We start from the raw sequence: 21455 nt of genomic DNA, 5'->3' as shown, positions 1-21455 counted from the left end.
GGCCTCGGCGTCAGCGCGCTTCGCGGCGATACTTGGTCACCGACGAGTCGGCCGCGATCGCGTCCGCCTTCTTCTGGATCCGGGCCGCCCACCCCTTCGCGTCGACGGCGCCGGTGAGCAGCGCACCGGTCGCGTTGTCGACCTCCTTCTGCAGCGCCTGGTACCAGGTGCCGAACATCCAGTAGCTGCCGACGTCGGCGCCGGCGGCTTCGATCATGGAACTCATCGAGGTCATGGCGAACGAGATGTCGGCGCCGTCGGCGGCGCCCTTGACGATGCCGAGCGAGCGGGTCACCTCGATCCGGCGGCGGCTGGCCTCGACCGACAGCATCGCCCGCAGCAGCTCCATCCCGGCGCCGGGGTTCGGTGCGTCGGCGGCGACCAGCAGGTCACCGCCCGGCCCGCCGTTGCAGGCCGCGAACGGCAGCGCGTCGCCGGCGCCCAGGCCGGGAGCCGGCTTGGCGGTCATCTCCAGGTCCTGCGGCGCGATCTCGCCCAGCTCGTTCTCCAGCCACGCACCGCAGGGGATGAAGACCGCCTTGCCCTGCGCCCAGTAGGTCTGGGCCTGGGTGTGGGTCAGCCCGGCCGTCCCGTCCAGGATGTAGCCGCGGGCGTGCAACTCGCCGTACCGGGCGGCCGATTCGACCAGCGCCTCCTGCTGCCAGGCCCCGGGTTCGAGGTTGTCGACGGCCAGACCGAGCTCCCGGCCGCCGGCCTTCTCGGCCGTGCCCATGATCGGCCCCCACATGTAGCCGGGGTACTTGCCCTGGTAGGTCCACGGCGCGAGCCCTGCCTGCTTGATCTCCTCGCACAGGGCGAGCATCGCGTCGAAGGTCTCCGGATAGCTCCAGCCGTGTTCGGCCAGCAGCTTGCCGGAGCACCAGACCGCGTTCAGGCCGTAGCCCGACGGCACCGAGTAGCGCTTGCCGTCGTAGACGCCGACCTCGGCCACGCCCGGCAGCAGCGTCTCGGCCACCGTCTTGCCCTCGGTGTCGTACGCGGGCGCCTCGAGCACCGGCCCGAGGTCGACCAGCCGGCCCTGCTTGACCAGGCCGGCGGTGTCCAGGCCGACGTTGCCGATCAGGTCCGGCGGAGTGCCGTCGACGAACCGCGGCTGCAGTTCCTTGGGCAGGTCCTGACTGCTCTTGTACGTCACCGCCGAGTCCGGGAACCGGGCGTTGTAGAGGCGGGTCGGCACGTCGAACCAGTCGTGGCCGTAGCCGCCCTCGAAGTTGAAGAACTCGACCGGCTTGTCGACGGCGGCGCCGAACGGGTTGTCGGCGCTGGTCGGCCGCGGCGTGGCCGGGCCGCCGGAGCCGGCGCCGCCCATCGCACAACCGCCGAGCGCCACGGTTCCCAGTGCTGCCGTGCCGAGCACGGTGCGTCGCGACAGGCGACGCGGGACCGATCCGGACATGTCTGCTCCTCGACCGATCGGGCTGATGTTGATCATCAGTCGGTGCGCCGAACGGTATCCCCGCCGGACCGGGGTCGGAGCAGGCCGGAACCAGTGCCGCTAGACCTGCGGACCGCCGTTGATGATCATGGTCCGGCCGGGCCAGGACGCGGATCCTCTTGTCCGCCGTACGTTTGCGCCACGGCCCGCCCGCTGCCGCCCGGGCGGGCCTGCGCGAAGTGGTCTACCGAGCTTGGGTCACCTGCTGCGGCTGGACCTCCGGCCGGGGGTTGCGCTCGAGCCGCCACCAGGCCACGAAGCCGGCCAGGCAGAAGCCGCCGTAGATCACGTACATGATCGCGGACGGGTAGAACCCGGCGCCCAGCAGCAGCGGCACACCGACCGCGTCGACGGCGATCCAGATCAGCCAGAACTCGACCCAGCCGCGGGCCATGCCGTAGGTGGCCAGGATGGAGCCGGTGAGGATCCAGGCGTCCGCCGCCGGGCCCCAGGAGCCGAGCGCCGACAGGCCGAAGTAGAACGCAACCCACAAGATCACCGCGGCGATCGCCAGTTGCAGCCGGCCCCGCCAGCCGGCCCAGCGCGGCTGCACGCCCGCCTTCTCGCCGGCGTGGGACTTGCGGTAGCCGTACCAGCGGACCCAGCCGTAGACGCTCACCGCGAAGAAGAAGATCTGCCGGCCGGCCTGGCCCCACAGGTCCAGGTCCTGCGGGGTGTGGAAGACGCCGCCGAGGAAGACCGTGAAGAGCAGGATGTTGCCGATGATCCCGATCGGCCACGCGGCGACCCGGCGCTGCATGCCGAGGATCGCGCTGGCCAGCCCGAACCCGTTGCCGATGATCTCCCGCCACAGGATGCCTGGGCCGATGTCGAGCTTGGCGTTCAGGAAGCCAAGCAGCAGTTCCGAGAAACCCACTGACCTCTCCACTCTCCGGGCGCATGCAGACCGGGGTGGACGGGGTACGCGCTCACGCCGGCGGCGCAGGCCACGACCCCCGCGGTTCCTCCCATCCGGACTTTCACCGTCGGTCGTGGAGTTTCACCACATCAACCGGCCCTGAGGCCGGGTCGCGGACTGTCACCGCCGGTTCGGACTTGCACCGACCCCGGAACACGCGCGAGCTTGAACGAACCTGTCAACTCCCATCCTCGCAGCCCTATTCCCGCCGATAGGATTCGGGTGTGCAGGATTTCGTCGGCCGGGCGGACGAATTGGCGCGGGTACGGGAGCGGCTGGCCCGCATGGCCTCGGGACTGGGCCAGGTGGTGCTGCTGGCCGGTGAGCCGGGCATCGGCAAGACCCGGCTGGCCCGGGAGTTGGTCGACGGCGCCGACGCCGGTCTGGCGATCGGCTGGGGCCGGGCCAGTGAGGACGAGGGCTGCCCGCCGTACTGGATGATCCGGCAGGTGTACCGCTCGCTGCAACGGCCGCTGCCGGACCGGCTCGGCAGCCCGGGATCCAGCCATCCAGAAGCACGGTTCGAAGCCTTCGAGGCCGTCGCCGATGATCTTCGCGAAGCCGCCGGACCGTCGGGCCTGGTGATCGTCATGGACGATCTGCAGTGGGCCGATGCCGCGTCGCTGGCGCTGCTGGTCCACTTGGCCCGCGGCATCGCCGGGTCGCCGGTGCTGATCTTGGCCGCCTATCGCGACACTGAGGCGGCCGCCCTCACGGACGTCCTGGCGGCCCTCGCTCAGGAACCGGTGCTGACCCGGATCCGGCTGACCGGGCTGACTGACGCGGAGGTGGGCGAGCAACTCAAGCGCTCGACCGGAGCCGCGGTGTCCGGCGACCTGGCCAGCCGGATCCGGCGACGCAGTGGCGGCAATCCGTTCTTCGTCGGCGAACTGGCCCGGCTGCTGGGTTCGACCGACGACCTGCCGGACCTCGTGGTCGATGCCGTACGGGCTCGGCTGGGTCGGCTGGGCGACTCCAGCCGGGACTTGATCACGGTCGCGGCCGCGCTCGGCGAGTTCCTCGACCCGTCGATCCTGGCCCAGGTGACCGGCCGGCCCGTTCCGCAGGTGCTGTCCGACCTGGACGATGCCGCAACTGCCGGCCTGATCGCTGGTCCGGGCCGGTGGCAGTTCGCCCACGATCTGGTCCGGGAGTCCGCGCGGCTCGGGTTGTCAAGCACGTCCCGGCTCACCGCCCACGCGCGGCTGGCGGAGGTCCTGAGCGCCCGCTCGGATGCAGCCGAGCGGGTCGGCGAGATCGCCCACCACCGGCTCGCGTCGCTGCCGATCGGCGATCCGGAACTGGCCACCGAGTGGGCCGAGCGCGCGGCGAACGAGGCCCTCGGCCAACTCGCATGGGAGTCAGCAGCCGAGCTGTTCCAACAGGCCAACGACACCGGCGCCGACCTGGCCCCGGCAGATCGTTCCCGCCTCCTGTGCGGTGCCGGGTTGGCGCTGATCCGGGCCGGCAACCTGTCCCGCGGCATGCCCACCTTGACCGCCGCGGCCGCCGCCGCCCGGGAGGCGGACGACCCGGTGGCCCTCGGCCAGACGGCGCTGGCGGTCGAAGGCGTCGCCGATCCCTGGGGTACTTTCCAGGGCGGCGCGATCGCCGCCGAGGCACTGGCCGGGCTGCCGGCAGAGGACAGCCCGCTGCGGGTCCGGCTGCTCGCGCTGCAGGCGGGCGAGGCAGGATTCGCCGGCGGCCCGGGACCGGAACGGATCTCCGTCGAGGCGTTGGCGATGGCTGAGCGGGTGGGCGACGGCGCGGCCCTCCGGTCCGCGCTGCGCGCCCGCCAGATGGTGCGCTCCGGTCCGGACGGCGTGTCCGACCGGCTTCGGCTCGGCGACCGGATGCTCGCGCTCGCCACCGCCGAGCATGACCACGACGCCGCGTTGTGGGGGCGGCTGTGGCGGTACGACGCCCTGCTCATGCTCGGCCGGATCGACGAGGCCGAGGCCGAGCTGGGTCCAATCCGTGTCCTGGCCGAGTCGGTTCGCGGCCCGCTGGCGCAATGGCATTCGCTGCGGAGCCAGGCCACCATCGACCTGGCCCGCGGCCGCTTCGACGAGGCGATCACCGCGACGCGGGCCTGCCTGGCCCTGGTCGAGGCACACGCCCGGGAGCACGCGTCGCTGGCCGGGTTGCCGATGACCGTCCTGAGCTCACTCGCCGCGCTGACCGGCCGTACCGAGCTGTTCCCGGACGCGATGTTCGAAGTCTTCGAGCGCGGGGTTCCACCGGTCGTCAGCGTCGCGGTCTCCGTCGACTGCCTACGCCGGGGAGATCTCGACCGAGCCCGCAGGCTCTATGCGTCCGCCGACGGCCCGGCCTCGATACCGATCACGGTTCGGCTGCCACTGGCCGCCGCCTACGTCGAGGTCGCGGCCGCGCTCGGGCCGCCCGAACATGTCCGAACGGCAGCCGCGCTGCTGCGTGAACATCCGGACCTCTTCGTGGCCGGTGGGGCCGGGGCCCTACTGGTGAACGGCTCGGTCCGGATGTACCTCGGGATGGCGGCCGCCGCCGACGGCTCTCTCGACGAGGCCGTACGTGAGCTGCGGCTCGCCGTCGAGGCCAACGAACGGGTCGGCCTGCCGCCCTTCGCGGCGCTGAGCAGGTATCTCCTGGGCCGCGTGCTGATCCGGCGCCGTCGGGCAGGCGACTCGGAGGAGGCGACCGCACTGGCGACCGCCGCCGCGGCCGCCGCGCGGGCCATGGGCATGGCACCGCTGCTCAGTGATGCTAAGGCGCTGGTGGCGGAGAGTTCCGGTCGGCAGACCGGGCCGCTGACCCGGCGGGAACGGGAAGTGGCCGGCCATCTCGCGGAGGGGCTCACCAATCGCCAGATCGCGGCCCTGCTGCACCTGTCCGAACGGACCGTGGAGACCCACGTCCAGCACGTCCTGACCAAGCTCGGGCTGGCCAACCGCACGCTGATCGCGACCTGGGTCCGGGACGGAATGCGTACCGGGTCTCCGTAGAACCACCGATCCGATCCTGGCCGTCCCGGGCCACCGTTGTGCGGTAAGCACAACGAGACCAGGAGACGATCATGGACAACTCCGGATATCGACCGGGCTACGGCGCTAGCTTCGACGCCAACGCAGCCTTCCAGGCCGCCCAGCAGGCGCATCGCGCCGCGTGGAACAACAATCACCGGGCCTCGGGCGGCGGCGGTTTCCTCAGCCAGTTGATCGGACTGGCCGCGACCGTGTTCGCCATCTGGGTCGTGACCCAGGTCGCCACCGCGGTGTACCCGGGCTGGTTCGAGGAACTGGTCAGCTGGCTGACCAGCCAGTCGTGAGCCAACCGGCTATGAGCAGTCCCGCCCCGAGCAGTCCGGCCAGGTCCGGACGGGACCACTGGGCCCAGCAGTTGGCGCCGCGACTCGTCGCGCCGCCGGCCCGCTGGGGCTGGGAGGCGGCGCCGGTGCCGGACGTTCCCCCGGCGCCGGCCGATCTCGCCCCGCGCCCGACCTGGGTCGAGCCGCCGCGGCCCGACCAGACGGCGCTTCGGGACGCCCGGTCGGCTGCGGTGACCCGGGTGTTCTGGCGTGGGGCCTGCATCCTGGTCCTGCTGGCCGCGTTCTCCACCTATCGGTTCGTGATCGAGGAGCAGGCCGACGAGTTCGGGGCGGGGGCGGTGCTCGACGTCGCCTTCCTCGCTGCCGCGGGCCTGCTCGCGCTCTGGGTTCTGCGTGCGGTAGCCGGTCTCTGGTACGCCGTCCGCAACCTGCGCAATTTCGAGCGGCCGTACCTGATCATGCGCGACGAGGAACGGGCCCGTCACGACCAGGCGCTGCAGCGGTGGTCGATCGCGCAGCGGCAGCACGCCCAGTCGGCCGCAGCGGTCGCGCAGGACGCCGCCCGGCGGGCGGGCGGGGCGCTGTGGTTCCCCGTTCGACCGGCCGGGCAACCGACCCGGGTCGACGTGTTCGGCGGCGACCCGCACCGACACGGTTGGGCCAGCCTGCTGGTGACGCTCGGCGGTTCGATGCTGGCGGCCGGGCACCGAATCACGCTGCTCGATCTCACCGGGTCGGACGTCGGTGGAGGCCTGCTCGAGATCGCCCGCGTCGCCGGGCGAACCACCCGCACGGTCGCCTTCGACGACGTACTCCGGCCACCACCCTGCGCCGCGTTGTCCGGACTCAGTCGCGAGCAGATTGCCGATCGGCTCGGCCGAGTGCTGACCGGCGGCGAGGAAGATCGGCAGGAGGAGTGTCGCGTGATCACCGATGTTCTGCGCGCCGTGCTCGACTGCCTCGACGGTGCACCGACGTTCGGCCGGTTGGCCGCCGGGATCAGGGTGCTGCGGAAGGGCCGGGCCGACGACTTGTCGGACGTCGAGGTGACCCGTCTGGTCGAGCGGATCGGCGACATCGATCAGGACGACTGGACCAGCCGACTGCTCCGCCATGCCGCCAGCCAGCTCGACCTGCTGCACCGGTTCATTCCCGTGGACGCCTCCGGCTTTCCCTTGTGGAGCAGGGATTCGGTATCCGTACTCGCCACCGACGGACGTCGTGATGATCTTCATCGCCCGATCGAGGAGTTGCTGATCCAGTTGGTGGAGCAGGAGATCGACCGCGGTGGCCTGGACGGCGTGCTGGTGGTCGCCGGCGCTGATCATCTCGGGGAGCGAACGCTGCGCTCGTTGTCCGACCGGGCCCGCCGCGGCGGGGTGCCGCTGGTCCAGCTGATCGAGCAGCCGCAGGGCCACTGGGAAACGTCGCTGGGCAGCGGCGGAGCGGTGTTGATCATGAAGCTGTACAACCACCGGGAAGCGAACCTCGCGGCCGAGTTCATCGGCAAGGGCCACCGGTTCGTGGTCAACCAGGTGACCCGCCAGGTCGGCACGACACTCACCGAAGGCGGCGGCGACAGCTTCGCCGCGAACACCTCCCAGGCCTCCGGCCGCAAGCAGAGCCGGTCCGGCGTCCCCGGCCGGCGGCAGAATCTGTCCGACACCCGCGGGCACGCCTGGACCGGCACCCGCAACTGGACCATGGCGGACAACCTCGGGACGTCGACCTCGACCAGCCGGGTGTACGAGTTCGCCGTCGAGCCGACCGAGATCCTCGACCTGCCGGAGACGGCTTTCATCCTGGTCGACAACACCGGACCGGCTCGCCAGGTGACCTTCGCCGACAGCAATCCGGGCATCTGCATGCTCGACCGGGTCTCCGACACTCCGCTGACCAAGGACCGATCATGATCACGACCTGGCACGGATTCCGGTTCCACCGGCTGATCTCCGTACCGAGCCCGGGCGACGGCGACCAGGAGTACGGGATGGCCGAACCCGGCCGATCCGCGCCCCTGGCAGCTCCGCTCATCGGGTCCCACCGCGACCTGCTCGCGTCGGGTGCGCCGGAGCCGTCGTTGATCATGATCTGGGTCCGGGCACCCGGCCGGAGCCGACTCCGGATCCTGGTGGGTGGCCGGCCGCACTTCCCGCCGGCGGTTGCGGCGGCCGACGGGCCGGCCCCGGTGCTCTTCCCTCCGGGCGCGAAGGCGATCGGCGCGACCGACCAGGAGGTCGCCGAGCTGACTGGAGCCTTCCCGTCCTGGGTACCGTGTCTGGCTCGGCCGGACGCGTTGTGGGCCCCCGACACCGGGCCCCAACCCAACAGCGCCCGGCGCGGCTCCTTCGATCGTCACGTCGCGCACCTCGACGTACCCTTCGCGTGGATGATCATGGCCGAGCCGGTGCCCGGGGCCGAGGTGGAAGCCGAGCTGCAGGCCCTGACCCGCGAGATCCTTCCGCTGTCGCGGGCCGAGGTCGGCGAGGCCAACCGGGTCGAACTGGAACGCAGGCGGGCCCGCCACCGGGAACTCAGCCGGGCCCGGCGCGCCGGTGCCTGGCGCGTCCAGGTAAGCGTCGGCGGCGTCACTCCCACCGGAGCGACGACGGTGGCCGGTCTGCTGTGCGCGGCCAGTGAACTCGACGGCTTGCCCTACCTGCTCGAACCCGCCGGACCGGCCGCGCCGGTCGGAGCGGCGGGACCGTCGTTCACCTGTGGCCCCGAGCTGCTGGCCGCGTTGCTACGGCCACCGGAACGGGAACTCCCAGGGTTGCGCATGACCGAGCCGCACACGTTCGACGTGACGCCGGAGCCGGTCGGCGAAACGATCCGGCTCGGCACCGTACTCGATCAGGCACGCTCCGCAGCGGGTGACATGGCGATCGGCGAGCACACCCTGAACCGGCATCTGTTCGTCTGCGGTGCGACCGGCGGCGGCAAGTCGCAGACGATCCGGCATCTGCTCACCGAGGCGACGCGGTCAGGGATCCCCTGGCTGGTCATCGAACCGGCCAAGGCCGAGTACGCGCGGATGGCCCAGCGGTTGACCGGGCTCGGCAGCGCGGTGACCGTGATCCGGCCCGGGGATCCACGTGTGCCGCCGGCCGGGATGAATCCGTTCGAGCCCGCGCCCGGCTTCAGTCTGCAGTCCCACGTCGACCTGTTGCGGGCCTCGTTCCTGGCCGCCTTCGAAGCGCAGGAGCCGTTCCCGCAGATCCTCGCGGCCGCACTCACCCGTTGTTATGAGGAGCTGGGCTGGGATCTGACGCTCGGCGAACCCGCGCACCCGGGTCGCCGGCTGCGCTACCCGACGTTGGGCGATCTGCAGCGCGTCGCGGCCGCCGTGGTCACGGAGATCGGCTACGGCAAGGACATCGCCGACAACGTACGTGGCTTCATCGACGTCCGACTGGGCAGTCTCCGGCTGGGAACTACCGGACGATTCCTCGAGGGCGGTCATCCGCTCGACTTCGCCGAACTGTATCGGCGCAATGTCGTCCTGGAGATCGAAGACGTCGGGGACGACGCCGACAAGGCCTTCCTGATCGCGGTGATCTTGATCAGGCTGTCCGAGCACCTGCGAGTCGCGGCGCGCGACGGAACCCGGCCCGGTCTCGCCCATCTGACGGTGATCGAGGAAGCCCACCGGCTGCTGCGGGCTGCCCCAGTCGGCCAGACCGGCGCGGCGGCGCACGCCGTTGAGCTGTTCGCGTCCCTGCTGGCCGAGGTGCGGTCGTACGGCGAAGGGTTGATCATCGCCGAGCAGATCCCGAGCAAGCTGACCGCCGACGTGATCAAGAACACCGGTCAAGATCGTTCATCGACTGCCGGCCCAGGACGACCGGGACAGCGTCGGAGCCACGATGAACATCGACGCCGCGCATTCCCGCCAGCTGGTCTCGCTGCTGCCCGGCGAGGGCGCCGTGTTCGCCGACGGAATGGATCGCCCGATCCTGATCCGGGTTCCGGACGGCACCGCGGTCGAGAAATCCCCGCCGCCACCCGCAGAGCCGATCACGGCGGTGATCGGGCGCCGCAGCCCGACCTGCGGCACCGAATGCCTCGCCGAGCCGTGCACGCTGCGACAACTCCGAACGGCCGCCAACCTGCAGGCCACCGAACCGTGGCTCGTGATCTGGGCCGAGCTGGCCGTGGTCGCCCATCTCACCGGACAGCCGCTGCCACTTCCCCGCCGGCCGGTGCCCGGCACGGACCGTCGAACGCTGGACTGTTCGCTGGCGCAGGCGGTCGACGCGGCGGTGGCACATCGATCGGCCGTCCTGGCACCAGAAACCGGCGGCGACCAGCTCGCCGTCCACGTCACGGCCGCCCTGCGGCGGGTGCTGGCGGGCGCCTCCGCCGGCTGTGGGCGCGACGAACTTGATCACCTTGCGATGCCATACCGCTGGGAACGCACCCGGCACGCCATGGCTGTCGGCAGGGAGGACGATCAATACGTCCCCGGCGCCACTCGGACCGAACGGCAACGGATCGTGACGGAGTGGTTGCTCACGGACCTCGCCGACGTCGAGGCACGGGACGCGGTGACGTACGGGGCCGTGCGGCCCTCCGCGCTGGAGACCGCGCTTCGACGCGACCGTCGGGATCCGACGGTCCTGTTCGCCGATGCCGAATGGGTCGCGAAACATCTGGAAGGACAACAACGATGAACGAACTTCAGGCCGCACCCCAGGCCGACCAGCCGGCCCATGGCCCGACCGCCCGGGGCACCGGGCCCAGGGACGACTTCGGGCAGCGCTATCTGGACGACCGGGTCGATCTTGATCACCTCACCACCACCGCCGACACCCTCAAACCGGCGACCGACCGCTACGGCAGGGACGGCCAGTTGATGACCGAAGGCGTCACACCACCCAGCGGCGGTGGTGGGGGTGGCGGTGGTACTGCTCCCGCGGCCGAGGGCGTACAGCCGATCCATGAAGTGACGGTCGTCGGCTATCCGGAGGCCAACCCCCTCGGCGGTCCTGACTCTTGGCAGCGGCTGATCGAGCAAGACGACTGGACCACCAGGTTCGGCCTGGCTCCCTCCGATGCCGAGTCAGCGAGCAGGCCCATCGAGGTCGCCATCAAGCCCGAGGAACTGACCTCGGCGGACGTGCTGCGGATCGGCTCGACCGCGACCGACCCCGACGATCTGAAGCTCAAACTCGGCCTCGGTCCGGTCAGCGACCAGGCCCTCGGTGCCTACTTGATCAGCGTGTTCCCGGAGCTCGAGCCCCAGACCGGACGGCCCTGGGACCCGGGTCCCTACGACCGATCCGAGATCCGGCCGAGCACCAAGGACGAGGTGATCGTGGACCGCTGGATCACCCGGCCGGCGCCGGACGGGTTCGGCACCGTCCGGGCCCTTGAGCACGGAACCGTGGACGACCTGCGCCAACGGCAGTCGGAGGCCAATCGGGAGATCGGAAGGCACATGGTCAACAACTTCCTGCGCATCGCCAACGGCCGAGCCAAGGCGGCCAGAGACCTGGATGTGACCAACAGCCGGGTCGCCCCCGACCCGGCCGGCTGGCAGCGGCCACCGGCAGCGCCACGCGACCCCCACCACTAGCCGGACCGAGGCTCCGCCGTACCGCCGACCGGGCACAAAAGCAGCCGATCTGGCGGCGTGTCGCTGCAGAGGTGCCGGGTCGGCGCAGGGAGCCGGGCGCGGGCCAGGTCCGCAGCGAAGGTCGAGGGGACGGCGCGATCGATCGGGTGCAGGAATTCAGCCCGTCAGGCCGAGCCGGCTCGTCGGGCCGCGTCGATGATCGGGCCGGCCGTGCCGCGGAGGGTGTCGTCGTCCTCGAACCAGACGTGGTGTCGTTGGCCGCACCCCCAGATGATCAGCCAGTCGGCGAGGGCGTACAGCGCGAGGCGTCGGGAGGCACCCGGCCGCAGCGGCCGGTGAGCCGTGTAGGCGTCGAGGAAGGCTCGGCGCTGCTCGTCCGTCCGGACCGTCCGGAGCATCCGGACCAGGTCCTCCTCACCGTCGCCCAGGTAGGCCTCGAACAGGTCGAAGACGCCGGTGGCGACGAAGCGATGATTCGTCTGTCGGAGATTGAGGTTGCCCGGCCTGAAGTCGTGATGGACGAGGACCGGCTCGAACGGCTCGGCCAGCGCCTCGACGCCTTCCTCGATCACGCTGTCGATCAAGCTCTCGTCCTCGGCCCGCAGCGCGTCGACCTCGCGGCACGTCGTGCGGCACTGTTCGAGGCGTTGCACCACCCAACCCGGGTAGTCGTCCAACGCGGTGAACGCGTCGCGCTCGAAGTCGTACGGCCCGAAGAACGGTGAGGTCGTCTCGTGCAGCCGAGCCAGTGCTTCGCCACAGGTCGCCGCGATCGCGACTTGCTGCGTGTCATCGGCCGCGTCCCAGAACTCGGAGCCGTTCGCGCCGGGCAGTCTGGGCATGACGGCGTACGTCCAGCCGAACAGCTCGGTGTCCTCGCTGATCAGGTACGGCCACGGCGCGGCCAACGACGACCGTTCGTGAATCAGCTGCGCGACCCGGCGCTCCTTGGTGAGGTGGCCGTGCCCGTGCGGGTTTCCCCGCATCGCGTACTCACCGTCGGTTGTCGTGAGGAAGATGATCTGGCCGAACAGGCCCTGGGGAGCCGGCTCGGCGGCGAGGACGCGGCCGAGTCCGAACTCGTCGGCGACGGCCTGGAGTTGGGCGCCATCGATCACGCCGAGTCTCTCGGAGTACCGGCGCGGCCCGATCTGGCGCTCGGGTTCGGTGTGGTCGGGATCGAGAACCATGGTGATCACGTGTTCCTTCCACGCACCGCGCGGAAGTGAAGCGGACTCCGGAAACCAGGAACCCGGAGCACCTCACCACCACGCGGCTCGTTGTGAGTCGCTGTGGTCGAGTGCTCCGGGGTGTGCCCGGATCTGACCTTGGACCTGCAACGTAACAGGGCCGGCCCGCTCGTCAGCAACGGGTTTTCTGCTCTGGGCCCAGCCGGAGCCCACCGGGATCGACCGGGCACCTCTGCAGCGACACGCCGCCAGAACGGCTGCTTTTGTGCCCGGTCGGCGGGGTTTGGAGGCGGGGGCTTGGAGGTGGGGGTTAGAGGGAGATGCCGAGGAGGGCGTCGGTGGCTTGGGCGATCAGGGCGGGGGCCTGGGAGTCGTCGCCGTCGATGGTCAGGGTGGCGCCGGCCCAGGCGTCGATGGCGGCCAGGGCGGCCGGGGCGTCAAGATCATTCCGGAGGGCGGCGCGGACCTTGGCCAGGGTCTCGGTGGCGTCGATGCCGGCATCCCGGCGGACGGCTTCGCGCCACTGATCGAGGCGCTCGGTGCCCTCGGTGAGCAGGTCCGCGGTCCAGGACCAGTCGGCGCGGTAGTGCTGGGAGAGCAGGGCCAGCCGGATCGCCATCGGGTCGGCGCCGGCGGCGCGCAGCCGCGAGACCAGCTCGAGGTTGCCCTTCGACTTGGACATCTTCTCGCCGTTCAGGCCGACCATCCCGCTGTGCACGTACGCCTTCGCGAACTCGCGGCCGGTCGCCACCCGGCCCTCGGCCGCGCACATCTCGTGGTGCGGGAAGATCAGGTCCCGGCCGCCGCCCTGCACGTCGAACTCCGGGCCGAGGTAGCGCAGCGCGATGGCGGTGCACTCGATGTGCCAGCCGGGACGGCCGGCGCCGAGCGCGGTCTCCCAGCTCGGCTCGCCGTCGCGGGCCAGCCGCCAGACCAGGCAGTCCAGCGGGTCCTTCTTGCCGGCCCGGTCCGGGTCGCCGCCGTTCTCGCCGAAGATCGTGACCGCCTCGGCGCCGAGCTTGGACAGGCTGCCGAACCGGCCGTCGGCGGCGCGGGCGAAATAGAGATCAGGATGCTCGGGATCGGCGACCGGATAGATCGCGCCGTCGATCTCGCGCAGCTTCTCGATCAGGCCGACCACCTCGTCGATCGACTCGACCGCGCCGATCAGGTGGTCCGGCGGCAGCACGTTGAGCGCGGCCAGGTCGGTCCGGAACAGTTCGGTCTGCTCCGCCGCCAGCTCGGCCCAGTCGACCCCGGTCTGCTCGGCCCGCTCCAGCAGTGGGTCGTCGACGTCGGTGACGTTCTGGACGTAGGCGACCTCGAGCCCGGCATCGCGCCAGGACCGGTTCAGCAGGTCGAACGCCACGTAGGTGTTCGCGTGCCCGAGGTGGGTCGCGTCGTACGGCGTGATGCCGCACACGTACATCCGGGCCGTGCCGGACGTTGGACCGACGGGGACGACGGCCCCGCTGGAGGTGTCGTACACCGAGACCGTTCCGTCCGATCCCGGCAGGCGGGAGATCCCCGGAGCGCGCCATGCCTGCATGCGCCAACCCTAATCACGCGGACCGCTTGCCACGAGACCAGCCCGGCGTTAGCTTAGGCAAGCCTCACCCTGAGGCAGTCGGAGGGGCATCATGGTGGCGAACTTCCTGATCGGCCTGCGCGAGGGTCTCGAGGCCGCGCTGGTGGTCAGCATCCTGGTCGCCTACCTGGTCAAGTCCGACCGGCGGCACCTGTTGCCGCGGATCTGGCTCGGGGTCGGCCTGGCCGTCGCGGTGTCGCTGCTGTTCGGGGCCCTGCTGACCTTCGGCCCGAAAGGGCTGACCTTCGAGGCGCAGGAGCTGATCGGCGGGACGTTGTCGATCATCGCGGTCGGCTTCGTCACCTGGATGATCTTCTGGATGGCCGGGGCCGCGAAGGGCCTGTCCGGCCAGTTGCGGACCAAGATCGACTCCGCCGCGGATTCGCGGGCCTGGTCGCTGGTCGTCGTCGCGCTGCTCGCCGTCGGGCGGGAAGGCCTGGAGACCGCACTGTTCCTCTGGGCCGCGACCCAGACGGCGCTGCGGGCCGGGTCCAGCACCGTCGTCCCGCTGGTCGGTGCGCTGCTCGGGATCGTGGTCGCGGTGCTGCTCGGCTACCTGTTCTACCGCGGCGCGATCAAGATCAACCTGACCCGCTTCTTCACCTGGACCGGTGCGTTCCTGATCATCATCGCGGCCGGTGTGCTGTCGTACGGAGTGCATGACCTGCAGGAGGCGAGATTCCTGCCGGGCTTGCACGATCTGGCCTTCGACGTGTCCGCGGCGATCCCGCCGACCTCCTGGTACGGAACCCTGCTCAAGGGCGTCTTCAACTTCTCCCCCGCCACCACGTGGCTGGAACTGATCGCCTGGGTCGGCTACGCCGTTCCCACGATGATCATCTTTCTGACCATGATCAACCGCCGCGGCCGCTCGACGTCGGCCGTGCCCGCGGCGGCCCGTACCCAAGGAGCCTGATGAACCACTCCCGGATGAAACGCTGCTCGCTCGCCCTGCTCGCCACGCTGGCGCTCGCGACGGCCGGCTGCACCGACAACGCCGCCCCCGCCGACCCGGGCGGCAACCCGCAGTCGCTCACGGTCAAGGCCGGCGACACCGCCTGTACGGTCTCGGCCGCCGGGGCGCCGTCCGGCAACCTCACCTTCAGCGTCACCAACGAGGGCAGCCAGGTGACCGAGTTCTACCTGCTCGGCGCCGACGGCCTCCGGATCATCGGCGAGGTGGAGAACATCGGGCCCGGCCTGTCCCGCGACCTGGTCCTGACCGCGCCGCCCGGCGGCTACTTCACCGCCTGCAAGCCGGGCATGGTCGGCGACGGCATCCGGGCCGCCTTCACCGTGACCGACTCCGGCACCGACCTGGCCCCGTCCGGCGACGACGCGGCCCTGGTCGAGCAGGCGAACAAGCTCTACGGCGCGTACGTCAAGGACCAGACCGAGCAGTTGCTGGCGGCGACCGAGAAGTTCGCCGGGCTCTACACCGGCGGTTCGGACGACGAGGCGCGCGCCCTCTATCCGAAGGCCCGCGAGCACTGGGAGCGGATCGAGACCGTCGCCGAGTCGTTCGGTGATCTTGACCCGAAGATGGATCTGCGCGAGGCCGACCTCGCCGAGGGCCAGCAGTGGACCGGCTGGCACCGGATCGAGAAGGACCTCTGGCCGGCCCGGGCCAAGGGGTACGCGAAGCTCGACGACGCCGGCCGGAAGAAGTACGCCGATGATCTTGTGGCGAACACCAGGGAACTGTACGACCGGACCCGCGACCTGACCTTCACCGCCGACCAGATCGGCAACGGCGCGAAGGGCCTGCTGGACGAGGTGGCGACCGGCAAGGTGACCGGCGAGGAGGAGTACTGGTCACGCACCGACCTGTGGGACTTCCAGGCCAACGTGGACGGCGCCCGGGTCGGCTACGAGGGCCTGAAACCCCTGCTGCAGAAGCGGAATCCGGACCTGGACGGCAAGATCGGCCAGCGCTTCGCCGAGCTGCAGAAGCTGCTCGACCAGCACCGGAAGGACGACGGCTTCGCCTTCTACGACGAGCTGAGCCGGGCCGAGGTCAAGCAGCTCTCCGACGCGGTCAACGCGCTCTCCGAGCCGTTGTCGTCGATGACCGCAGCGGTCGTCTGATCATGACCGAACCGGAGCGCGAGCCGACCGCCGGCGGGCTGTCCCGCCGGCGGCTGTTCGGCACGGCCGGTGCCGGCGCCGCCCTGCTCGGCGCCGGGGTCGCGGCCGGCGTGGTCGGCGACCGGGCCCTCCATGATCACGGCGCGGCCACCGGGAGCGCCGTACCCGCGGTGGAGCGGCGCTATCCGTTCCACGACGGGCATCAGGCCGGCATCGCGACCCCGGTCCAGGATCGCCTGCACTTCGCCGCGTTCGACGTCACCACCGACGACCGGCCGGCGTTGATCGACCTGCTCCGGCGCTGGACCGCGGCCGCCGCGCGGCTCACCCAGGGGCTCGGCGCCGGCGAACTGGGGCCCACCTCCGGACCGTACGACGCCCCGCCCGACGACACCGGCGAGGCGATCGGGCTGCCGCCGGCCGGGCTCACGCTGACCTTCGGGTTCGGGCCGTCCCTGTTCCGCGATGATCAAGGAAGGGACCGGTTCGGGCTGGCCGGCCGGCAGCCCGCCGCGCTGCGCCGGCTGCCGCACTTCCCCGCCGACAAGCTCGACCCGGCCCGCAGCGACGGCGATCTCTGCGTGCAGGCCTGCGCCGACGATCCGCAGGTGGCGGTGCACGCGATTCGCAACCTGGCCCGGATCGCGTTCGGCACGGCATCGGTGCGCTGGTCCGAGCTCGGCTTCGGCCGTACCTCCTCGACGTCGACCGGTCAGCAAACGCCGCGCAACCTGTTCGGGTTCAAGGACGGCACGGCGAACCTGAAGGCCGAGGAACCCGGGCTGCTCGATGATCATGTCTGGGTGCCGGCCGGCGCCGACCCGCGGGCCGAGTGGCTGGCCGGCGGCACGTACCTGGTCGCCCGCCGGATCAGCATGGCGGTCGAGCCCTGGGACCGCACCTCGCTGCGCGAGCAGGAGGCGCTGATCGGCCGGACCAAGGCGGCCGGGGCGCCGCTGTCCGGCGGCTCCGAGTTCAGCCAGCCGGACTTCCGGCTGGCCGGTCGCGGCGGCGAGCCGTTGATCGCCGCCGACGCTCACGTACGCCTCGCTCATCCGGACGCCAACGACGGGGTACGGATGCTGCGCCGCGGCTTCAACTTCGTCGACGGCACCACTGGCCTGGGCCGGCTGGACGCCGGGCTGTTCTTCATCGCCTTCGTCCGGGATCCGCGGACCCACTACATCCCCATGCAGACCAGGCTTTCCGCGACCGACGGGCTGATGGAGTATCTGCAGCACACCGGCTCGGGCCTGTGGGCGGTGCCGCCCGGCATCGCCGAGGGATCGTTCGTCGGCGAGGCCCTGTTTTCTTGAGTCAGAAGGGCGGCCAGGGCACGGTGCGATGATCATCGGCCCGCGGCCGCGGGAACCGGCGGGTGCCGAGCAGCCGGGCGGCGCGGTGCAGGAACGCCTCCACCTCGTCCTCGGCGAGCAGCTTGCGCAGCACCGGCGGGGCCTCCGCGGCGGCCCGCTCGACGCAGGCCAGCTCGGCCTCGTCGAGGTCTGTACCGGCCCAGCCCCAGAGCAGGGTGCGCAGCTTCGGCTCGCTGTGGAAGCTGATCCCGTGATCGACGCCGAAGACGCCGCCGTGGCTGTTCAGGATGTGGCCGCCCTTGCGGTCGGCGTTGTTGATCAAGGCGTCCAGGACGGCCATCAGCCGGAGTCGATCATGGTCGGCGTGGATCACCGCGACCGGGGTCTCGTCGGGCCCGTACCCCTCGACGCAGGTGAACCAGCCGTCCCGCGGCATGGTCTCCGCCGGGACCAGGTCGATCAGCTCCTCGGCGTCGTCCTCGACGTCGACCCAGGCCTGCAGCGATCCCGGCCCGAGCGGCCCGTCGACCAGCACGGTCACCGGGACCAGGTCGAAGCCGCCGGCCTTCGACACCTCGTACGCCGCGACCTCGCGCAGCGCCAGCGTGCCGTCCGGGAAGTCCCAGAGCGGCCGCTCGCCCTTGATCGGCTTGTAGACGCAGTCGATCCCCTGCTTCGTCTCGGGATCGGTCAGCGTCGCCAGCAGGGTGACGTTGGAGGCCTGCAGCAGTCGCCCGGTGATCTCCAGCTCGCCGGTGTCCAGGCGAGCTTCGAGGGCAGGATGCACCGGCGTCAGTTGAACAGCGGGCGCCGGTAGCCGTTGGCCCGCGGGCACACGTGGCCCTCGGGATCGATCGGCTGCAGACAGAACGGGCAGGCGGGGCGGCCGGCGTTGACCAGCGCCTGGGACCGGGCCACGAATTCGCGGGCGTACGCGGCCGTGATCCGGACCACGAACACCTCGTCGGACTCCTCCTCGGGCGACAGTTCCTGCTCCGGCTCGACGGGAGTCTCCTCCTCGCTGTCCTCGGCGTTCTCGACGTTGGAGAACATCTCGATGACGATCCGGTCGATGTTCGGGTCCCAGGCGATCGTCATCGTGCCGACCCGGAATTCCTCGGTGATCGGCGCGTCCAGCGGCTGGGTGTCCCGGGGTGCCGGGGCCGGCGGAGGCACCTCGACATCGCCGCCGCTGCGCCGGACGACCTCGTTGAGGATCTTGTCCAGGTGCTCGGCCAGCACGGAGACCTGTTGCTTCTCGCAGACCACGCTGGTGATCCGGTTGCCCTCCCGGGCCTGCAGGAAGAAGGTTCGCTCCCCTGGCTGCCCGACGGTGCCGGCGACGAACCTGTCCGGCGCGTCGAAGCGGTGAACCAATATCGCCATGACGACCAGCCTAGTGCGGTGCCTCGGCGGCGCCGAGCCCGCCGCCCACCGGTGCGTCGGCCGAGCCCTTCCGGGACCGTTTCTTCGGCGCCGGCGGCGGCTTCAGCAGGTCACCCAGATCGGCCGTGGTCGAGTTCATCGTGACCAGGTACGGGCGCGTCGCGGTGTAGCGGATGATCGAGATCGACGCCGGATCGACCAGCAGCCGCTGGAACTGGTCCAGGTGCAGGCCGAGCGCGTCGGCCAGGATCGCCTTGATCACGTCGCCGTGGGAGACCGCCGCCCAGACCGCGTGGTCGCCGTGCTCGGCCGCCTGCTTGGCGTCCCAGGCCCGGACGGCGCCGACCGCGCGGGCCGACATCTCGGTCATCGACTCGCCGTTCGGGAACCGGACCGCGGACGGCTGCTGCTGAACGGTCGGCCAGAGCTTCTCCTTGACCAGCTCGCGCAGCGGCTTGCCGGTCCAGTCGCCGTAGCCGCACTCGGTCAGCGAGTTCTCGACCGTCGCCTGCTGCCCGTCGCGGACCGCGAGGATCGCCTGCGCGGTCTGCCGGCAGCGGCGCAGCGGGGACGTGATCACGGAGGTCAGCGGCACCCGGATCAGGCGTTCGGCGACCGCGGCGGCCTGGCCCCGGCCCACCTCGTCGAGCTCGACCCCGGGAGAACGCCCGGCCAGGATCCCGGCTGTGTTGGCCGCGGTACGGCCGTGCCGGATCAGCAACAGTGTCGTCATTTGCCGTCAACGGTAACAAGGCGGTCCAGGTCCCGCTCGGCGTACCGGCGGTGGGCGGCGAACTCCTCCAGCACCGCGTGGAGGCAGGTTCGTGCCGGGAGCGTCGCGCCGGCCCCGGAGCTGAAGCTGGACGGGCATTCCCGGGCCAGCTCGGCCTCGGTCAGCGTGGCCAGCCAGGCGTCCAGTTGGGCGGTCCGTTCGGTCCAGCGCTGCTCGATCGCGGCCAGGTCCGGGTCGGCGGCGAGGTCGATCCCGAGTTGCTCCGGGTGGAACGCCTCCAGGAACGACGGCACCAGCCCGGCCGGCCAATAGGGCTGCGCCTCGCCTCGTACCGTGCGGCCGAACCAGTCGTCGGCGACGAAGATCAGGTGACGCAGTGTCTCCAGCGCGGACCACTCGCCGTCGACCCGCTCCCGCCGTTGTCGGCCGGGCAACGCGCGGATCCGGGCCAGCGTCGCCGACCACTGCTCCCGGACGATCCGCCAGCCGCGACCAAGATCATCCGGGTCCGCCGACCGGAGCAGGATCCGCTCCGGATGCCGCCGGTCCAGCTCGGCGTTGATCAACGGCTCGACCTCGACGTCGTTCACCGTGAGCCCGGTGATCAGCCCGGTGATCTTGGCGTCGACCAGCACCACGTCGCGGAATCTTGCCCCCGAAAGATCAGTGCCGAGGAAGGTACGGGCATCGTCGATCATAGTGTCGACTCTATGCTTCAGTCCCACGAAGCGTCCTCGCTGAACCCGGCGTGTGCCTGCAAGGCTGGGTGCATGCCTTTGACTCCGGAGCGGCGCGTTCACGTTCGGATTCGGCTCGCCCGACATGAGCACGACGAGAGTGGGATCGGCGTCCGGCAGGCCGCCGCCGAACGGCTTCTCGCCTCGGGTGCGGACAACGCCGAGCCGGTCGAGCACTGGGCCGAGACCCAAACGCGCTTTGGCGGACGAGTTGGAGGCCAAGCACCGATGATCACCGCCGGCGCGGACCCCAGCCTCGATCCGTGCATCGAAGAAGTGCCCGTCGGAGCGGTCGCTGATCATGGCTCGCGGCCGTGGCGGCCGATGTCCTAAACCTGCAATGCAACGCCTTCACAAGCCCGGTTCCGGCCCGGGGCGCTGGCCCTACTCGCGGGGTTCATGGCCGTCCCCGCGCTGGTCGAACTGAACGAGCAGACCCAGCTGCCGTTCGGCTACGCGCTCACCGTGTTCTTGACCATGCTCACCTTGATCGAGAGCGTCGTGATGATCGTTCGTGCCTTCACGATCGGGTCGGGGCATCGATGGGCGAGGCTCGGGCTGTTCGAGATCCCGGACGCACGGGTTGGGCCTGCTCTGGAATCGGGTCACCAGCACCTGGCTGGCGGAGGTCAACTCCTGATTTCGAATACTCCGTAGCGGCCGCGCAGGTGGGCCAGCGCGTCGGCGGTCGGGTCGGCGAGTTCGACCCGTTCGATCGTGGCCCGGACCAGCAGCGCCCAGCCGGCTCGGGTGGTCCGGTCGACGAGCCGGGCTCCGAGCCAGGCGGCGGTTCCGGACAGCACCGGGCCCCAGTCGGTGTCGGTCCACTCGGCCAGCCGGAACGGCCCGCCGGGGGCCGGGGTCTGCCCGGCGAAGGCGTCGGCCAGCCGCTGGTCGCCGCTGCCCAGCAGGCTCACCGCGACGGTGTCCTGGTCGGCGAAGGCGTCGGCCAGGTCGGAGTCGGGGTCGATCAGCCCGATCAGCTCGGCCGGTTCGCCGTCGGCGATCAGCAGCGACGACACGGTGAGCCCGGCCGGCCCGGGGCTGGTCCACAGGGTGACCGGCGCGGGCAGGCGGCCGCGGAACCGGCGGACCGGCGACCGGTCCCGTTCCGGCGGCAGGAACGGGTGCTCGGAGTGGATCGTCACGCGTCCAGT

General features: G+C 70.9%; 19 protein-coding genes and 1 riboswitch. Of the genes, 10 read left to right on the top strand and 9 right to left on the bottom strand.

Annotated features, from left to right (window positions below; genetic code table 11):
- Positions 1–10: 10 nt before the first annotated feature.
- Positions 11–1417, bottom strand: coding sequence for an N-acetylglucosamine/diacetylchitobiose ABC transporter substrate-binding protein (gene ngcE / locus ACFQU4_RS01730; RefSeq protein WP_377486049.1), 1407 nt, complete (start codon positions 1415–1417; stop codon positions 11–13).
- Positions 1418–1640: 223 nt separating this feature from the next.
- Entirely contained in the window at positions 1641–2333 is a 693-nt protein-coding gene (gene pnuC, locus ACFQU4_RS01725) for a nicotinamide riboside transporter PnuC (protein WP_377486046.1), read from the bottom strand.
- Positions 2334–2412: 79 nt separating this feature from the next.
- A riboswitch (FMN riboswitch) is annotated at positions 2413–2536 on the bottom strand.
- A 63-nt stretch (positions 2537–2599) separates the two neighbouring features.
- Here pnuC and ACFQU4_RS01720 point away from each other — a divergent pair.
- The 6 genes from ACFQU4_RS01720 to ACFQU4_RS01695 all read left to right on the top strand — a co-directional run bounded on the left by ACFQU4_RS01720 (position 2600) and on the right by ACFQU4_RS01695 (position 11260).
- A complete protein-coding gene (locus tag ACFQU4_RS01720) occupies positions 2600–5359 on the top strand; it encodes an AAA family ATPase (protein WP_377486044.1) in 2760 nt (919 codons plus the stop codon).
- A 71-nt stretch (positions 5360–5430) separates the two neighbouring features.
- On the top strand, positions 5431–5682 hold the full coding sequence (locus ACFQU4_RS01715; RefSeq protein ID WP_377486041.1) for a hypothetical protein: 252 nt from the start codon (positions 5431–5433) through the stop codon (positions 5680–5682).
- Positions 5683–5693: 11 nt separating this feature from the next.
- Complete coding sequence (locus ACFQU4_RS01710; RefSeq protein WP_377486039.1) at positions 5694–7595, top strand: hypothetical protein; 1902 nt, start codon at positions 5694–5696, stop codon at positions 7593–7595.
- On the top strand, positions 7592–10069 hold the full coding sequence (locus ACFQU4_RS01705; protein ID WP_377486037.1) for an ATP-binding protein: 2478 nt from the start codon (positions 7592–7594) through the stop codon (positions 10067–10069). Before ACFQU4_RS01710 ends, ACFQU4_RS01705 begins: the two co-directional genes overlap by 4 nt.
- Before the next feature lie 43 nt (positions 10070–10112).
- Positions 10113–10355 carry a hypothetical protein gene (locus ACFQU4_RS01700; protein WP_377486035.1) on the top strand — a complete coding sequence of 81 codons (243 nt, stop codon included), beginning with the start codon at positions 10113–10115 and terminating at the stop codon, positions 10353–10355.
- Positions 10352–11260: a hypothetical protein gene (locus ACFQU4_RS01695; RefSeq protein WP_377486033.1), complete on the top strand. Its 909-nt coding sequence runs from the start codon at positions 10352–10354 to the stop codon at positions 11258–11260. The genes ACFQU4_RS01700 and ACFQU4_RS01695 overlap by 4 nt, the downstream gene beginning before the upstream one ends.
- Before the next feature lie 164 nt (positions 11261–11424).
- Here the strand turns inward: ACFQU4_RS01695 and ACFQU4_RS01690 are convergent, their stop codons facing one another.
- Together ACFQU4_RS01690 and mshC are read right to left on the bottom strand one after the other, a co-directional pair.
- Positions 11425–12450 (bottom strand): phosphotransferase family protein, encoded by a 1026-nt coding sequence (locus ACFQU4_RS01690; protein ID WP_377487328.1) that lies wholly within the window; start codon positions 12448–12450, stop codon positions 11425–11427.
- Between the two features lie 310 nt (positions 12451–12760).
- Positions 12761–13999: a cysteine--1-D-myo-inosityl 2-amino-2-deoxy-alpha-D-glucopyranoside ligase gene (gene mshC, locus ACFQU4_RS01685; RefSeq protein WP_377486031.1), complete on the bottom strand. Its 1239-nt coding sequence runs from the start codon at positions 13997–13999 to the stop codon at positions 12761–12763.
- Between the two features lie 91 nt (positions 14000–14090).
- On the opposite strand from mshC, the gene efeU reads away from it, so the two are divergent.
- From efeU to efeB, 3 genes are read left to right on the top strand one after another with little or no spacing between them, the layout of a single operon-like run.
- Positions 14091–14954, top strand: a complete 864-nt coding sequence (gene efeU / locus ACFQU4_RS01680) for an iron uptake transporter permease EfeU (RefSeq protein WP_377486029.1) — start codon at positions 14091–14093, stop codon at positions 14952–14954.
- A complete protein-coding gene (gene efeO / locus ACFQU4_RS01675) occupies positions 14954–16126 on the top strand; it encodes an iron uptake system protein EfeO (protein WP_377486027.1) in 1173 nt (390 codons plus the stop codon). The genes efeU and efeO overlap by 1 nt, the downstream gene beginning before the upstream one ends.
- A gap of 2 nt (positions 16127–16128) precedes the next feature.
- Complete coding sequence (efeB, locus tag ACFQU4_RS01670; protein WP_377486025.1) at positions 16129–17442, top strand: iron uptake transporter deferrochelatase/peroxidase subunit; 1314 nt, start codon at positions 16129–16131, stop codon at positions 17440–17442.
- Position 17443: 1 nt separating this feature from the next.
- Here the strand turns inward: efeB and ACFQU4_RS01665 are convergent, their stop codons facing one another.
- Genes ACFQU4_RS01665 through ACFQU4_RS01650 form a run of 4 tightly spaced genes read right to left on the bottom strand, consistent with a single transcriptional unit; the run spans position 17444 to position 20259 of the window.
- Entirely contained in the window at positions 17444–18229 is a 786-nt protein-coding gene (locus ACFQU4_RS01665; RefSeq protein WP_377486023.1) for an SCO1664 family protein, read from the bottom strand.
- A gap of 5 nt (positions 18230–18234) precedes the next feature.
- Positions 18235–18828 (bottom strand): DUF3090 domain-containing protein, encoded by a 594-nt coding sequence (locus ACFQU4_RS01660; RefSeq protein WP_377486021.1) that lies wholly within the window; start codon positions 18826–18828, stop codon positions 18235–18237.
- A gap of 10 nt (positions 18829–18838) precedes the next feature.
- Positions 18839–19561 (bottom strand): histidine phosphatase family protein, encoded by a 723-nt coding sequence (locus ACFQU4_RS01655; protein ID WP_377486019.1) that lies wholly within the window; start codon positions 19559–19561, stop codon positions 18839–18841.
- On the bottom strand, positions 19558–20259 hold the full coding sequence (locus ACFQU4_RS01650; protein ID WP_377486017.1) for a DinB family protein: 702 nt from the start codon (positions 20257–20259) through the stop codon (positions 19558–19560). The genes ACFQU4_RS01655 and ACFQU4_RS01650 overlap by 4 nt, the downstream gene beginning before the upstream one ends.
- A gap of 438 nt (positions 20260–20697) precedes the next feature.
- Between ACFQU4_RS01650 and ACFQU4_RS01645 the strand changes: the two genes are divergently transcribed.
- Entirely contained in the window at positions 20698–20955 is a 258-nt protein-coding gene (locus tag ACFQU4_RS01645; RefSeq protein WP_377486015.1) for a hypothetical protein, read from the top strand.
- Here ACFQU4_RS01645 and ACFQU4_RS01640 read toward each other — a convergent pair.
- Complete coding sequence (locus tag ACFQU4_RS01640; RefSeq protein WP_377486013.1) at positions 20928–21446, bottom strand: flavin reductase family protein; 519 nt, start codon at positions 21444–21446, stop codon at positions 20928–20930. The two genes, ACFQU4_RS01645 and ACFQU4_RS01640, sit on opposite strands and share 28 nt — an antisense overlap.
- Between the last annotated feature and the right edge of the window lie 9 nt (positions 21447–21455).

Origin of the sequence: Microlunatus sp. GCM10028923, assembly GCF_042666975.1 — a bacterium.
GTDB lineage: Bacteria > Actinomycetota > Actinomycetes > Propionibacteriales > Propionibacteriaceae > Microlunatus.
Note: the sequence above shows the minus strand (reverse complement) of the source record. Positions and strands in the feature narration are given on the sequence as shown.